Origin of the sequence: Paracoccus kondratievae (assembly GCF_009301415.1) — a bacterium.
GTDB lineage: Bacteria > Pseudomonadota > Alphaproteobacteria > Rhodobacterales > Rhodobacteraceae > Paracoccus > Paracoccus kondratievae.
Genome location: NZ_CP045072.1, coordinates 489,605 through 503,921 on the forward strand (window position 1 = coordinate 489,605; position 14,317 = coordinate 503,921).

The following is a 14,317-nucleotide window of genomic DNA, read 5'->3' on the forward strand; positions in this document are numbered from 1 at the left end:
TCCGCTTTCGACTCATGACCAAGGATGAGGCATGGTTGCCTTGGGACGCAAGTGGAAAATATTCACGGTTTGTTCCATTTGTGGTTGCCATTTCGGCCCGGATGCCTATCTGATGCACTTGGCGGAATCAGGACTGGCGCGATGGAACAAAAGTTCATCGAGGTTCGCGGCGCGCGCGAACATAATCTGAAGAACGTGGATATGGACATTCCGCGCGACAGGCTGGTGGTGATCACCGGGTTGTCGGGTTCGGGTAAATCGTCGCTCGCCTTTGATACCATCTATGCCGAGGGGCAGAGGCGTTATGTCGAAAGCCTGTCTGCCTATGCTCGGCAATTCCTCGACATGATGGGCAAGCCGGACGTGGACCATATTTCGGGCCTGTCTCCGGCGATTTCGATCGAGCAAAAGACCACCTCGAAAAACCCGCGCTCGACCGTCGGCACGGTGACCGAGATCTATGACTATCTGCGGCTGCTCTTTGCCCGCGCTGGCACGCCTTACAGTCCCGCGACCGGCCTGCCGATCGAGGCGCAGCAGGTTCAGGATATGGTGGACCGGGTGATGGAGATGCCCGAGGGTATGCGTGCCTATCTGTTGGCGCCCATCGTCCGAGATCGTAAGGGTGAGTATAAGAAAGAGTTTCTTGAGCTGCGCAAACAGGGCTTTCAGCGCGTAAAGGTGAACGGCCAGTTTTACGAGCTGGACGAGCCGCCGGTGCTGGACAAGAAATTTCGCCATAATATTGATGTGGTGGTTGACCGCGTCGTCGTGCGCGAGGGGATGGAGACGCGGCTCGCCGACAGTTTTCGTACCGCGCTGGATCTTGCGGACGGCATTGCCGTGCTTGAAACAGCCCCGGCGGAGGGGGAGCCGGAACGGATTACCTTCAGCGAGAACTTCGCCTGCCCGGTCAGCGGCTTTACCATCCCTGAAATTGAGCCGCGGCTTTTCTCGTTCAACGCGCCTTTCGGGGCGTGCCCGGTCTGTGATGGGCTGGGGGTAGAGCTGTTTTTTGACGAGCGTCTGATTGTTCCCGATTCGGCGCTTTCGGTTGCGCAGGGGGCAGTTGCACCTTGGGCCAAGTCGAAATCGGCCTATCTGACCCAGACTATCAATGCGCTGGCCAAATTTTACGGGTTCGACAAGAAAACTGCCTGGAAGGATCTGCCCGAGGATGTGCGGCGGATGTTCCTGTACGGCTCTGGCACGGATGAGATCCCCTTCCGTTTTGACGATTCCGGCCGTGTTTATGAAGTAACGCGCCGGTTTGAGGGCGTAATCCCGAATATGGAGCGTCGGCTGCGCGAAAGCGACTCGTCCTGGGTGCGCGAAGAGTTCGAGAAATATCAGAACAACCGTCCCTGCGGTTCCTGTAACGGCTATCGGCTGAAGCCCGAGGCGCTGGCCGTCAAGATCGCCGACAGCCACATCGGCAAAGTCACCGAGCTGTCGATCAAAGAGGCGCTGGCCTGGGTGGAAGAAGCCCCCAACCACCTTACCAGGCAGAAAAACGAGATTGCTGCAGCCATTCTCAAGGAAATTCGTGAGCGTTTGGGTTTTCTGGTCAATGTCGGGCTTGATTACCTGACGCTCTCGCGCGCTGCTGGGACGTTGTCGGGTGGCGAAAGCCAGCGCATCCGGTTGGCCAGTCAGATCGGCTCAGGGCTGACGGGCGTGCTTTACGTGCTTGATGAGCCGTCAATCGGCCTGCACCAGCGTGACAATGACCGGTTGCTCGCGACGCTGAAGGGGCTGCGCGATCAGGGCAACTCGGTGCTGGTGGTCGAACATGACGAGGATGCGATTCGCCATGCCGATTATGTCTTTGACATTGGCCCGGGGGCAGGGGTGCATGGCGGACAGGTTGTCGCCAAGGGCACTCCGGCCGAGATTGCATCCGATCCCTCAAGCCTGACCGGGCAATATCTGTCCGGTGCCCGCCGGATCGAGGTCCCGGCTGAGCGCCGCAAGGGCAATGGCAAGGCGATTACCGTGGTCGGTGCCAGCGGCAACAATCTCAAGAATGTGACTGCCGAGTTCCCGCTTGGAAAGTTTGTCTGCGTGACCGGCGTTTCGGGTGGCGGCAAATCAACCCTGACTATCGAGACGCTGTTCAAAACTGCGAGCCTGCGACTGAATGGCGCACGCCAGACCCCCGCTCCCTGCGAGACGATCAAGGGGCTGGAGCAGCTGGACAAGGTGATCGACATCGACCAGCGCCCGATCGGACGCACGCCGCGTTCGAATCCCGCGACCTATACGGGCGCCTTTACCCCGATCCGCGACTGGTTCGCCGGTCTGCCCGAGGCCAAGGCGCGTGGCTACAAGCCCGGCCGGTTCAGCTTTAACGTCAAGGGTGGTCGCTGTGAGGCCTGCCAGGGCGATGGGGTTATCAAGATCGAGATGCACTTTTTGCCCGACGTCTATGTCACCTGCGAAACCTGCAAAGGCAAGCGCTACAATCGCGAGACACTGGAGGTGACCTTCAAGGGCAAATCCATCGCCGATGTGCTCGACATGACTGTTGAGGACGCGCAGGAGTTTTTCAAGGCCGTTCCCTCGATTCGCGAAAAGATGGATGCGCTGGTCGAGGTGGGGCTGGGCTATATCAAAGTCGGCCAGCAGGCGACGACCCTGTCGGGCGGCGAAGCGCAGCGGGTCAAACTGTCCAAAGAGCTGTCGCGGCGTGCCACCGGAAAGACGCTTTATATCCTCGACGAGCCGACGACGGGCCTGCATTTCGAGGACGTGCGCAAGCTGCTGGAAGTGCTGCACTCCTTGGTTGATCAGGGAAATACGGTGGTGGTGATCGAACATAACCTTGATGTGATCAAGACCGCCGACTGGATCATTGATATCGGGCCCGAGGGTGGCGATGGCGGCGGACGCATTGTCGCCACCGGGACTCCGGAAGAGGTGGCAGAGGTTCCTGAAAGCCACACTGGCCGCTATCTGGCCCCGATGCTTGAGGCGGCGCGCAGCCGCGCTGCGGAATGAGCGCCATCCTCTGGCAGCGTGTCGAAGGCGCGGGGTTGGCTCTTGCCGGGTTGCTGATCGCGGCTCAGGCCGCTCCGGGTTGGGGCTGGCTGATCTGGCTGGCGGTGCTGTTTGCGCCTGATCTCAGCATGGTGGGCTATCTGGCCGGGCCGCGGGCCGGGGCCGTGCTGTACAACCTGGGTCACCTATATGCCCTGGCCTTTCTTATGATGGTTCTGGGCGTGGCGCTGGGATCGACAGGGCTGATTGCGGGGGGCGGTCTGTGGCTTGCCCATATCGGACTGGATCGGGCGCTGGGGTATGGGCTGAAAGAGCCTTTAGGCTTTCGCAACACTCATCTCGGCCAGATCGGCCGAAAAGTTGAGTAAAACACCTTATAGTATCTTTTGACGCATTTCGCGTTTTTGCTGCCATGCGCGGGCCGTAAAGCCGGTGTGAAGCGGGGTCCTACCGTTGACCATATCCGCGACCGGGGATAAACGGACCCTAGCCAAACCCATCGCGGGGCGCCAGTCGGGTTCCTGCGAGTGAAAGGGAGCCCAATCCAGTGGAATATCTGCTGCAAGAATATCTGCCCATCCTGGTTTTTCTGGGAATGGCCTCGGCTCTTGCCATTGTCCTGATTCTGGCCGCCGCGATCATCGCCGTGCGCAATCCGGACCCGGAAAAGGTCAGCGCCTATGAATGCGGTTTCAACGCCTTTGACGACGCGCGGATGAAGTTCGACGTCCGCTTTTATCTGGTGTCGATCCTGTTCATCATCTTTGACCTCGAAGTGGCCTTCCTGTTCCCGTGGGCGGTCAGCTTTGCCAGCCTGTCGGATGTGGCCTTCTGGGGTATGATGCTTTTCCTGGGCGTTCTGACCGTGGGCTTTGCCTATGAATGGAAGAAAGGGGCGCTGGAATGGGCGTGATGACCGGAGCCAATACGGCCGGCGTCGATCGTGAATTCGCCACGGCCGAGCTGAACCGCGAGCTGCAGGACAAGGGCTTCCTGCTGACCACGACCGAGGATATCATCAACTGGGCCCGCAACGGCTCGCTGCACTGGATGACTTTTGGTCTGGCCTGCTGTGCAGTCGAAATGATGCAGACCTCGATGCCGCGCTATGACCTTGAACGGTTCGGGACCGCGCCGCGGGCTTCGCCGCGCCAGTCGGACCTGATGATCGTCGCGGGTACCCTGACCAACAAGATGGCCCCGGCTCTGCGCAAGGTTTATGACCAGATGCCCGAGCCGCGCTATGTCATTTCGATGGGCAGCTGTGCCAATGGCGGTGGCTATTACCATTATTCCTATTCGGTGGTGCGCGGCTGCGACCGTATCGTGCCGGTGGACATCTATGTTCCGGGCTGCCCTCCGACCGCCGAAGCGCTGCTTTACGGCATCCTGCAACTTCAGCGCCGCATCCGGCGTACCGGCACGCTGGTGAGGTGAGCCATGTCTCAAACCATCTCTGACGAAACGCTGCAGGAACTGGCCGAGCATATCTCGCTGCGCCGCGAAAGCGACGTGATCTCGACTGAGATTGCGTTTGGCGAACTGACAGTGAATGCGACGCTGTCGGGCGTGCTCGGGCTGATCGAATTTCTGCGCAACGATCCGAACTGCCGCTTTTCAACGCTGATCGACATTACTGCAGTCGACAACCCGGCACGTCCGGCGCGTTTCGACGTGGTCTACCACCTGCTGTCGATGTATCAGAACCAGCGCATTCGGGTGAAAGTTCAGGTGCGCGAGGATGAGCTGGTCCCGAGCCTGACCGGGGTTTTCCCCGGCGCCGGCTGGTATGAGCGCGAGGTCTTTGACCTGTTCGGCATCCTGTTCTCGGGCCATCCCGACCTGCGCCGGATCGTGACCGACTACGGCTTTCGTGGCTATCCGCTGCGCAAGGACTTCCCCACCACCGGCTATGTCGAGGTGCGCTGGAACGATCTTGAAAAGCGCGTGGTCTATGAGCCGGTGAATCTGGTTCAGGAATACCGCCAGTTCGACTTCCTGTCTCCGTGGGAAGGCGCGAAATACGTGCTTCCGGGTGACGAGAAGGCGCCGGAGGCAAAGAAGTGACCGCAGTCGCGCAGCAGGGGCTGCGCGCTCCGCATCGGATTTGAGGGCTGACCATGGACGGCGACATCCGCAAGAACAGCTATGACGACGGCTCGGTGGACGCCCTGACCGGCGAACAGAGCATTCGCAACTTCAACATCAACTTCGGTCCGCAGCACCCGGCCGCCCACGGCGTGCTGCGTATGGTGCTGGAGCTGGACGGCGAGGTCGTCGAGCGTGCCGACCCGCATATCGGCTTGCTGCATCGCGGCACCGAAAAGCTGATGGAGAGCCGCACCTATCTGCAGAACCTGCCCTATCTGGACCGGCTAGACTATGTTGCTCCGATGAATCAGGAGCATGCCTGGTGTCTGGCGATCGAGCGGCTGACCGGCACGGCGATTCCGCGCCGTGCAAGCCTGATCCGGGTGCTTTACTCGGAAATCGGTCGGATTCTGAACCACCTGATGGGCATCACCACCGGCGCAATGGACGTCGGCGCGCTGACCCCTCCGCTGTGGGGGTTCGAGGCGCGTGAAGAGCTGATGGTCTTTTACGAACGCGCCTGCGGTGCACGCCTGCACGCGGCCTATTTCCGGCCGGGCGGAGTGCATCAGGATCTGCCGCCCGATCTGCTCGATGATATCGAAGAATGGTGCGAGCGTTTCCCGAAGCTGGTCGATGACCTCGACACCCTGCTGACCGAAAACCGGATTTTCAAACAGCGCCTTGTCGATATCGGCATCGTGACCGAAGAGGACGCGCTGAACTGGGGCTACACCGGTGTCATGGTGCGCGGCTCGGGCCTTGCATGGGACCTGCGGCGCGCGCAGCCCTATGAATGCTACGACGAGTTCGACTTCCAGATCCCGGTTGGTAAGAACGGCGACTGCTATGATCGCTATCTGTGCCGCATGGCCGAGATGCGCGAATCGTGCAAAATCATGAAGCAGGCAGTGCAAAAGCTGCGTGCTGAGCCGGTTGGGGACGTTCTTGCCCGTGGCAAGCTGACCCCACCGAAACGCGCCGACATGAAACGCGACATGGAAGCTCTGATCCACCACTTTAAGCTTTACACCGAGGGCTTCCGCGTCCCGGCGGGCGAGGTCTACGCCTCGGTCGAGGCGCCCAAGGGTGAATTCGGCGTCTATCTGGTGGCCGACGGCACCAACAAGCCGTGGCGAGCCAAACTGCGCGCGCCCGGTTTCGCGCATCTGCAGTCGATCGACTGGATGGCGCGCGGCCATATGCTGGCCGACGTTCCGGCGATCATCGCCACGCTCGACATCGTTTTCGGAGAGGTTGACCGCTGATGCTGCGCCGTCTGTCCCCCATCCAGCCTGACTCGTTCGAGTTCACGCCTGCGAACCTCGAATGGGCCCGTGCCCAGATGACCAAATACCCGGAAGGTCGCCAGCAATCGGCGATCATCCCGGTCCTGTGGCGCGCGCAAGAGCAAGAAGGTTGGCTAAGCCGTCCGGCCATCGAATATTGCGCCGACCTGCTGGGCATGCCCTATATCCGGGCGCTTGAGGTCGCGACCTTCTACTTTATGTTTCAGCTGCAACCGGTTGGTTCGGTTGCCCATATTCAGGTTTGCGGCACCACCACCTGCATGATCTGCGGGGCCGAGGAGCTGATCCGGGTCTGCAAGGAAAAGATTGCGGCCGAGCCGCACACGCTTTCCGCCGATGGCCGTTTCTCATGGGAAGAGGTCGAATGCCTTGGCGCCTGCACAAACGCGCCCATGGCTCAGATCGGCAAGGATTTCTACGAGGATCTGACGGCAGAGAAACTGGCCGAACTGATCGACCGTATCGCGGCTGGCGAGGTGCCGGTACCGGGGCCGCAGAACGGCCGCTTCTCGGCCGAACCTCTGGGCGGTCCGGTGGCGCTTGCCGATCTGAAGGGCGGCGAGGCTTATAACGGCAGCGTGGCGCGTGCGGTCCAGCTGGGCGAAACAATCAGGCGCATCGACGGGACCGAGGTTCCGCTCTCGACGCCTTGGCTTGCCGCGCGCAACGACGCCTGAAAGGAAAGAGGAGCAGTCGGGTCACGATGGAACGGGCAGAGTGCAACAGGAACTGCTGGATCTCGGCGGCAATCGCCGGGGTCGTGGTGCTGTTGTTCACCTCGGGCCTTGGTGAGCTGCACTGGTTCGCCGGTCTGTTCCTTGGTCTCGTGACCTTTGCTCTGTTCGGTGCGCTGATGGTCTGGCTGGTTTGTCACGACCGGCCCGAACTGTTTGAGGATGGCCGCCAGGGAATGACCGGCACCGATTGGCAGCGCGCCGCCGCAGACAGTCAGCCTGAAAGGCTGGTCGTCAGTGGCTCACTTGGCCCAGAGTGCGATGATACCGGCGCGCAGATACCAATCGTCGCCGGTGCCTTGCCGGGGCAGGGGATTTCGGAGCAGGTGCTTGGCCCTGTCAATGAATCGACAGCAACGGTGATCCCGGGTGACGAGCGCCGCGATGATCTGCGTCGGATCAAGGGTATCGGGCCCAAACTTTCGGACTGGCTGAACGCCAATGGCGTGACCCGCTATGAGCAGATCGCCGGTTGGGACAAGGCCCGGATTGCCGAATATGCCGAGCGGCTGGGCCGTATGGGCGGGCGGATCGAGGCTGACGACTGGGTTGGTCAGGCGCGACTTTTGGCGGCGGGGGGTGAGACCGAACACTCTCGCCGCGTCGATAAGGGCGAGGCCAGCTGATGGCGCGCCAAACAGGACATCAGACGTCGCAGGGGCCCGGTGCCGCTGCGGCGGATGCCCGGCAGATGCGTCTGGTCGCGGTGGTGATCGCCGTGACCATGGTGCTGTGGCTGGGGGTGCAATGGTTGGGCGGTCAGAGGGACTGGCCCGCGAAATACGCCTTTCTCGCCGATCTTGTGGCGATTGGGGCCTTGATCTGGTCGCTTTTGGTGACCTGGCGGATCTGGCGGCGGCGCAATGCGTCCTCGCAGGGACAAGGATGAGACGATGCTGAACGATCAGGACCGGATCTTTACGAATATCTATGGCATGGGCGACCGCAGCCTTGCCGGCGCGAAAAAGCGCGGCTGCTGGGACGGCACCGCCGCCATCATCGCCCGCGGGCGTGACAAGATCATTGATGAGGTCAAGGCCTCGGGTCTGCGCGGTCGCGGCGGCGCGGGCTTCCCGACCGGGATGAAATGGTCCTTTATGCCCAAAGAGTCGGACGGCCGTCCCTCTTATCTGGTCATCAACGCCGATGAATCCGAACCGGCGACCTGTAAGGACCGCGAAATCATGCGCCACGATCCGCACACGCTGATCGAGGGTGCGCTGATCGCGAGCTTCGCCATGGGTGCGAATACCGCCTATATCTACATCCGGGGCGAGTTCATCCGCGAACGCGAGGCGCTGCAGGCTGCGATCGACGAATGCTATGATGCGGGTCTGCTGGGCCGTAACGCCGCTGGTTCGGGCTGGGATTTCGACCTGTTCCTGCATCACGGCGCCGGTGCCTATATCTGTGGTGAGGAAACCGCGCTGCTTGAATCGCTGGAAGGCAAAAAGGGCATGCCGCGCATGAAGCCGCCGTTCCCTGCAGGGGCGGGGCTTTACGGTTGCCCGACCACGGTGAACAACGTCGAATCCATCGCGGTGGTGCCGACCATCCTGCGTCGCGGGCCCGAGTGGTTTGCGGGCTTTGGCCGTCCGAACAACGCCGGGGTCAAGCTGTTCGGTCTGACCGGCCATATCAACGCGCCCTGCGTGGTCGAAGAGGCCATGTCGATCCCGATGCGTGAGCTGATCGAAAAGCATGGCGGCGGCGTGCGTGGCGGGTGGAAAAACCTCAAGGCGGTGATCCCCGGCGGCGCTTCTTGCCCGGTGCTGACCGCCGAGCAATGCGAAAACGCGATCATGGACTATGATGGCATGCGTGAGCTGCGCTCGTCCTTTGGCACGGCCTGCATGATCGTCATGGATCAGTCCACCGATGTGGTTAAGGCGATCTGGCGTCTGTCCAAGTTCTTCAAGCACGAAAGCTGCGGCCAGTGCACCCCCTGCCGCGAAGGCACCGGGTGGATGATGCGGGTGATGGAGCGTCTGGTTCGCGGCGAGGCAGAGATCGAAGAGATCGACATGCTTTTCGACGTGACCAAACAGGTCGAAGGCCACACCATCTGCGCGCTTGGCGACGCTGCCGCCTGGCCGATCCAGGGTCTTATCCGCAACTTCCGCGAAGAGATCGAGGATCGTATCAAGGCCAGGCGTACCGGCCGCATGGGCGCGATGGCGGCAGAGTAAGCGCATGTTTCGGGCTCCGCACCTCATGACAAAGCCGGCCCCCCTGGGGGAACGGCGGCGCATGTGCGGGTTGCTGGCCCATGCGATCACGCGGGTTTCAACCCAAACTGGCAAATCTTTCCGCCGGTCCCATGTTATGGCTGTAGGTCATAACGAGGAGGCTGCTGCCATGAAAAAAATCCTGCCCGTTGCATTGATTGCCGCGATGCTGTCGAGCCCTGCCGTGGCGCTTGAACCGCTGAGCCAGGAAAAATACATCAACGACCGCCTAATTGCGGCACGGATTGCCGACCGTATCCGCCGGACCTGTCCCAGCATCGACGGTCGCATCCTTTATGCCTATGGCGAGGCGCGCAAGCTTAAGCGCTATGCCGAGAAAAAGGGTTACTCACGCGCTCAGATCGACGCCTTTCTGGACAGCAAAGAGGATAAGAGGCGCATCTACGCCATTGCCGATGACTATCTGACCCGGAATGGCGCAAAGAAGAGCGAGCCTGAAACCTATTGCCGCATCGGTCGGCAAGAGATCGCGCGTAATACCATTATTGGCAGCCTTTTGGTGGCGAAATGATGAGCTGGATGAACCGCATAGGTCTGACCCTGATGGCGGCGGCAGCGGCGGCGATGATCGCGGCTGATGCCTTTGCAGGCGAGCCGTCGCAGCCTTTCGCCCCGACGGCCGAGAAGTTCTATCTGAAGTTTTCGGTTTTTGCGCCGGCCGATATCAGATGCGATGCGACCGGACCGGGTGTGCGGACCAAGGTCAGCCGCAGCGTCACGGGCGCGCCGCTTTTGCGCATCACCGGCAATGCCTCGGATGCACAGATCCAGTGCTGGCGCCCGGATGGCAGCCGCTATACGACCGATGTTAACCGCAAGGTAAGCTATAACGCCGCTGGCGCCGTATGGGCGACGGTGATGCTGCAGACCGGGGGCGATGCTGCAAGCGTCATGGTCGAGCGTGATGGCGAACAGGACAGATTGGTGCCGACGATCTATTCCGGGGCCTTCGTAAAGGTGCGGGAATGACGGCGCTCAGGACAACTAGGCCAGCCTTCGGCCAGCAATTGCATCGCATGGAACCTGACGGAGATCGGTCCGGCATGGTTTCCCGTCGCGAGGGATAAGGGAAGACAAGATGGCGGATCTTCGCAAGATCAAGATCGACGACAAGATTATCGAGGTCGATCCCAACATGACCCTGATCCAGGCCTGTGAACTGGCCGGAGTCGAGGTGCCGCGTTTCTGCTATCATGAGCGGTTGTCGATCGCCGGCAACTGCCGCATGTGCCTTGTCGAGGTCGTGGGCGGCCCGCCCAAGCCCGCCGCCTCTTGCGCGATGCAGGTCAAGGACCTGCGTCCCGGTCCCGACGGCGCGCCGTCCGAGATCCGCACCAACTCGCCCATGGTCAAGAAGGCGCGCGAGGGGGTGATGGAGTTCCTGCTCATCAACCACCCGCTTGACTGTCCGATCTGCGACCAGGGTGGCGAATGCGACCTGCAGGATCAGGCGATGGCCTATGGGATCGACTTCAGCCGCTATCGCGAGCCAAAACGCGCCAGCGAGGACCTGAACCTTGGTCCGCTGGTTGAAACCCATATGACACGCTGTATCAGCTGCACCCGCTGCGTGCGCTTTACCACCGAGGTCGCGGGCATCACCCAGATGGGTCAGACCGGCCGTGGTGAGGATTCCGAGATCACCAGCTATCTGAACCAGACGCTGGAATCGAACATGCAGGGCAATATCATCGACCTTTGCCCTGTCGGTGCGCTGGTAAGCAAGCCCTATGCCTTTACTGCCCGTCCGTGGGAACTGACCAAGACTGAATCGATCGACGTCATGGATGCGCTGGGGTCAAACATCCGCGTAGATACCAAGGGCCGCGAAGTGATGCGCATCCTGCCACGCAACCATGATGGCGTGAACGAGGAGTGGATCAGCGACAAGACCCGTTTCGTCTGGGACGGTCTGCGCCGCCAGCGTCTCGACAAGCCCTATATCCGCGAAAACGGCCGGCTGCGTCCGGCAAGCTGGCCCGAGGCGCTTGAGGCAGCTGCGCGTGCCATGCAGGGCCGTAAGGTGACGGGCCTGATCGGCGATCTGGTCCCGGTCGAGGCGGCCTTCAGCCTTAAGCAACTGGTCGAGGGGCTGGGCGGTCAGGTGGAATGCCGCACTGACGGCGCGCGCCTGCCGATCGGCAATCGTTCAGCCTATGTCGGCACGGCGCGGATCGGGGATATCGACAGCGCCAAGCGCATTCTGCTGATCGGCACCAACCCGCGCGAAGAGGCTCCGGTCCTGAACGCCCGCATCCGCAAGGCGTGGACGCAGGGCGCTCAGATCGCGCTGATCGGCGAGCCGGTCGATCTGACCTATGAATACCATCACTTTGGCAATGATCGCGCCGCGCTGGCCAAGCTGCAGGACGAGGATCTGTCGAACAAGGATGGCACCCCGGGTATCGTCATCGTCGGGCAGGGTGCCCTGCGCGAAGCCGATGGAGAGGCTGTGCTGGCCCATGCCATGCGCATCTGCGAGCAAGGCGACTGCAGGCTTCTGGTGCTGCATACGGCGGCAAGCCGCGTTGGCGCCATGGATGTCGGTGCGGTGACCGAGGGCGGGCTGATCGCCGCCATTGAGGGGGCCGAGGTGATCTATAACCTCGGTGCGGATGAGGTCGATATCGCCCCCGGTCCTTTCGTGATCTATCAGGGCAGTCATGGTGATCGTGGCGCGCATCGCGCCGATATCATTCTGCCCGGCGCCTGCTATACCGAGGAAAACGGCCTGTTCGTAAACACCGAAGGCCGGCCGCAACTCGCGATGCGCGCCAATTTTGCGCCGGGTGAGGGCAAAGAGAACTGGGCGATCCTGCGGGCACTTTCGGCTGAACTGGGCAAGACCCAGCCTTGGGACAGTCTTGCCGGCCTGCGTCGCAAGCTGATCGAGGCCGTGCCGCATCTTGCCCAGATCGATCAGGTGCCGCAGAACGAATGGCAGCCGCTTGATCGCTTTGATCTGGGGCAGGCAAGCTTCCGCTATGCGATCAAGGACTTTTATCTGACCAACCCGATCGCGCGTTCGTCGCCGTTGATGGGCGAGCTTTCGGCAATGGCCGCGGCCCGCAGGGCTCCGGCTCTGGCGGCGGAGTAACGCGATGCGACCCCGCCTTGCATTGCTGCTCATCGGTATCGGCGCGCTTGGCCTGCTGGCGGCCTGCAGCGAGGATAAGGGTGCCGCGCGTCCGCAGCCCAAGCCGCCCGAACTGGGCGTGGCTGTGCTGCAAAGCGATGCGGGATCGCCCAACAAAAAGGTCCTGACCCGGGGCCGGATCTCGACCAAATCGGGAGAGATCCTGATTCTCGAACCTGACGGGTCAGTGACCGAAATGGCGCTGGACAGCCCCGAGGGGCGTAACGCCTTTGCTGTGAGCGAGGCCGATCTTCTGGCGCTGAATGCAAACCTGGAGCTGGACCTGTCTGGTCTGCCGGATATGGGGCCGGTCAAGCCGCGCGAACCGACGGCGCAGGAAAAGGCACTGGCCGATTTTGCTGCGCGGACCCGTCCGCTGCGGCTGAATCTGCCTGCGACATTCGAGGCTGATCCCAAGGATTATCAGGGTGCGCAGGTCGCAACGCTTGGAAACGGGCGCAAGGGTGAAGACAGTCTGGTCGAAGTGACCGCAAACCTTCGCCCCGGGGTGGACGGCGGCACCGCCTTCGCCTATGCCACATGCGCGCTGGCCAGCTGGGCCGAGGCGAAAGGGACGCTCTATGCCCGCCACATTCGCACGCTCCGGGACAAGCGCAACGGCAAGATGGTCGTCGGCTCGGTGTTCACCCTTTCCGAGAAAAAACCGATGGGCCTGACGGTGATGACAACGAAAGAGACCTTGCAGGAATGCAAGGCACGCGGCATTCCCGCGGCGTGATGAGAGGGACGAAAGATCATGGCTGAATTCTGGGCCTCGCCCTACGGTTTCGCACTCAGCCTGCTCTTGCAGGGTCTGGCGGTCATCGCCTTTGTCATGGGTTCGCTGATCTTCATGGTCTATGGCGACCGCAAGATCTGGGCGGCTGTTCAGATGCGCCGCGGCCCGAACGTCGTTGGCCCCTGGGGTCTGTTGCAGACCTTTGCCGACGCGATGAAATATGTCTTCAAGGAAATCGTCGTCCCGGCCGGTGCCGACAAGTTCGTCTATTTCCTGGCGCCCTTTCTGTCGATGATGCTGGCGCTGTTTGCCTTTGTCGTCATCCCGTTCGATGATGGCTGGGTGATGGCGAATATCAACGTCGGCATCCTGTTCATCTTTGCCGCCTCCTCGCTTGAGGTTTATGGCGTTATCATGGGCGGCTGGGCCTCGAACTCGAAATACCCGTTCCTTGCTTCGCTGCGGTCTGCGGCACAGATGATCTCGTATGAGGTGTCGCTGGGTCTGATCATCATCGGCGTCATCATTTCGACCGGCTCGATGAACCTGACCGCCATCGTTGAGGCGCAGCGCGGCGATTACGGCCTGCTGAACTGGTACTGGTTGCCGCACCTGCCGATGGTCGTGCTGTTCTTTGTCAGTGCGCTTGCCGAATGCAACCGCCCGCCCTTCGACCTCGTCGAGGCGGAATCGGAGCTGGTCGCGGGCTTCATGACTGAATATTCGTCGACGCCCTATCTGCTGTTCATGGCCGGTGAATACATCGCCATGTATCTGATGTGTGCGCTGCTTTCGCTGTTGTTCTTTGGCGGCTGGCTGTCGCCGGTGCCCTTTATCGCCGACGGCTGGTGGTGGATGGTCATCAAGATGTGGTTCTGGTTCTATATGTTCGCCATGGTCAAGGCGATCGTGCCCCGGTACCGCTATGACCAGCTGATGCGGATCGGCTGGAAGGTGTTCCTGCCCCTGTCGCTGGGCTGGGTGGTGCTGGTGGCGATCCTGTCGCGCTATGAAGTTCTGGGCGGTTTCTGGGCCCGCTTCACGGTCGGAGGGTAGGC

14 protein-coding genes and 1 pseudogene are annotated in these 14,317 nt (G+C 61.3%); all 15 read left to right on the forward strand.

Annotation, left to right across the window (positions count from 1 at the left end):
- Nucleotides 1-141 precede the first annotated feature (141 nt).
- The 15 genes and pseudogenes from uvrA to nuoH all read left to right on the forward strand — a co-directional run bounded on the left by uvrA (nt 142) and on the right by nuoH (nt 14,315).
- Nucleotides 142-3,000 carry an excinuclease ABC subunit UvrA gene (uvrA, locus tag F8A10_RS02505; protein WP_152366615.1) on the forward strand — a complete coding sequence of 953 codons (2,859 nt, stop codon included), beginning with the start codon at nt 142-144 and terminating at the stop codon, nt 2,998-3,000.
- A complete protein-coding gene (locus tag F8A10_RS02510) occupies nt 2,997-3,368 on the forward strand; it encodes a DUF4260 domain-containing protein (RefSeq protein WP_010392959.1) in 372 nt (123 codons plus the stop codon). The genes uvrA and F8A10_RS02510 overlap by 4 nt, the downstream gene beginning before the upstream one ends.
- Nucleotides 3,369-3,547: 179 nt before the next feature.
- Entirely contained in the window at nt 3,548-3,913 is a 366-nt protein-coding gene (locus F8A10_RS02515; RefSeq protein ID WP_010392956.1) for an NADH-quinone oxidoreductase subunit A, read from the forward strand.
- Nucleotides 3,904-4,437, forward strand: coding sequence for a NuoB/complex I 20 kDa subunit family protein (locus F8A10_RS02520; RefSeq protein WP_010392952.1), 534 nt, complete (start codon nt 3,904-3,906; stop codon nt 4,435-4,437). The genes F8A10_RS02515 and F8A10_RS02520 overlap by 10 nt, the downstream gene beginning before the upstream one ends.
- A 3-nt stretch (nt 4,438-4,440) precedes the next feature.
- The gene (locus tag F8A10_RS02525) at nt 4,441-5,067 is read left to right on the forward strand and encodes an NADH-quinone oxidoreductase subunit C (RefSeq protein ID WP_010392949.1); all 627 of its coding nucleotides are present in this window, start codon (nt 4,441-4,443) and stop codon (nt 5,065-5,067) included.
- Between the two features lie 53 nt (nt 5,068-5,120).
- Complete coding sequence (locus F8A10_RS02530; RefSeq protein WP_010392947.1) at nt 5,121-6,359, forward strand: NADH-quinone oxidoreductase subunit D; 1,239 nt, start codon at nt 5,121-5,123, stop codon at nt 6,357-6,359.
- A pseudogene (gene nuoE, locus F8A10_RS02535) lies at nt 6,359-7,066 on the forward strand (NADH-quinone oxidoreductase subunit NuoE); the annotation flags it as partial. The gene F8A10_RS02530 and the pseudogene nuoE, both read left to right, overlap by 1 nt.
- A gap of 38 nt (nt 7,067-7,104) precedes the next feature.
- Entirely contained in the window at nt 7,105-7,761 is a 657-nt protein-coding gene (locus F8A10_RS02540; protein WP_010392944.1) for a hypothetical protein, read from the forward strand.
- On the forward strand, nt 7,761-8,024 hold the full coding sequence (locus tag F8A10_RS02545) for a DUF5337 domain-containing protein (RefSeq protein ID WP_085501278.1): 264 nt from the start codon (nt 7,761-7,763) through the stop codon (nt 8,022-8,024). The genes F8A10_RS02540 and F8A10_RS02545 overlap by 1 nt, the downstream gene beginning before the upstream one ends.
- Nucleotides 8,025-8,028: 4 nt before the next feature.
- The gene (gene nuoF, locus F8A10_RS02550; protein WP_010392940.1) at nt 8,029-9,324 is read left to right on the forward strand and encodes an NADH-quinone oxidoreductase subunit NuoF; all 1,296 of its coding nucleotides are present in this window, start codon (nt 8,029-8,031) and stop codon (nt 9,322-9,324) included.
- A gap of 169 nt (nt 9,325-9,493) precedes the next feature.
- Nucleotides 9,494-9,895 carry a DUF5333 domain-containing protein gene (locus F8A10_RS02555; RefSeq protein ID WP_010392937.1) on the forward strand — a complete coding sequence of 134 codons (402 nt, stop codon included), beginning with the start codon at nt 9,494-9,496 and terminating at the stop codon, nt 9,893-9,895.
- Between the two features lie 8 nt (nt 9,896-9,903).
- On the forward strand, nt 9,904-10,353 hold the full coding sequence (locus F8A10_RS02560; protein ID WP_010392935.1) for a hypothetical protein: 450 nt from the start codon (nt 9,904-9,906) through the stop codon (nt 10,351-10,353).
- A gap of 109 nt (nt 10,354-10,462) precedes the next feature.
- Entirely contained in the window at nt 10,463-12,481 is a 2,019-nt protein-coding gene (gene nuoG / locus F8A10_RS02565) for an NADH-quinone oxidoreductase subunit NuoG (protein WP_152366617.1), read from the forward strand.
- A 4-nt stretch (nt 12,482-12,485) separates the two neighbouring features.
- Nucleotides 12,486-13,259 (forward strand): hypothetical protein, encoded by a 774-nt coding sequence (locus F8A10_RS02570; protein WP_010392930.1) that lies wholly within the window; start codon nt 12,486-12,488, stop codon nt 13,257-13,259.
- Between the two features lie 18 nt (nt 13,260-13,277).
- On the forward strand, nt 13,278-14,315 hold the full coding sequence (gene nuoH, locus F8A10_RS02575; RefSeq protein WP_010392929.1) for an NADH-quinone oxidoreductase subunit NuoH: 1,038 nt from the start codon (nt 13,278-13,280) through the stop codon (nt 14,313-14,315).
- Nucleotides 14,316-14,317: the final 2 nt, after the last annotated feature.

Bases quoted from the DNA above. Each gene is read 5' to 3' on its own strand.
- uvrA (WP_152366615.1), top strand. From the start codon at position 142: ATGGAACAAAAGTTCATCGAGGTTCGCGGCGCGCGCGAACATAATCTG.
- F8A10_RS02510 (WP_010392959.1), top strand. From the start codon at position 2,997: ATGAGCGCCATCCTCTGGCAGCGTGTCGAAGGCGCGGGGTTGGCTCTT.
- F8A10_RS02520 (WP_010392952.1), top strand. From the start codon at position 3,904: ATGGGCGTGATGACCGGAGCCAATACGGCCGGCGTCGATCGTGAATTC.
- F8A10_RS02525 (WP_010392949.1), top strand. From the start codon at position 4,441: ATGTCTCAAACCATCTCTGACGAAACGCTGCAGGAACTGGCCGAGCAT.
- F8A10_RS02530 (WP_010392947.1), top strand. From the start codon at position 5,121: ATGGACGGCGACATCCGCAAGAACAGCTATGACGACGGCTCGGTGGAC.
- F8A10_RS02540 (WP_010392944.1), top strand. From the start codon at position 7,105: ATGGAACGGGCAGAGTGCAACAGGAACTGCTGGATCTCGGCGGCAATC.
- F8A10_RS02545 (WP_085501278.1), top strand. From the start codon at position 7,761: ATGGCGCGCCAAACAGGACATCAGACGTCGCAGGGGCCCGGTGCCGCT.
- nuoF (WP_010392940.1), top strand. From the start codon at position 8,029: ATGCTGAACGATCAGGACCGGATCTTTACGAATATCTATGGCATGGGC.
- F8A10_RS02555 (WP_010392937.1), top strand. From the start codon at position 9,494: ATGAAAAAAATCCTGCCCGTTGCATTGATTGCCGCGATGCTGTCGAGC.
- F8A10_RS02560 (WP_010392935.1), top strand. From the start codon at position 9,904: ATGAACCGCATAGGTCTGACCCTGATGGCGGCGGCAGCGGCGGCGATG.
- nuoG (WP_152366617.1), top strand. From the start codon at position 10,463: ATGGCGGATCTTCGCAAGATCAAGATCGACGACAAGATTATCGAGGTC.
- F8A10_RS02570 (WP_010392930.1), top strand. From the start codon at position 12,486: ATGCGACCCCGCCTTGCATTGCTGCTCATCGGTATCGGCGCGCTTGGC.
- nuoH (WP_010392929.1), top strand. From the start codon at position 13,278: ATGGCTGAATTCTGGGCCTCGCCCTACGGTTTCGCACTCAGCCTGCTC.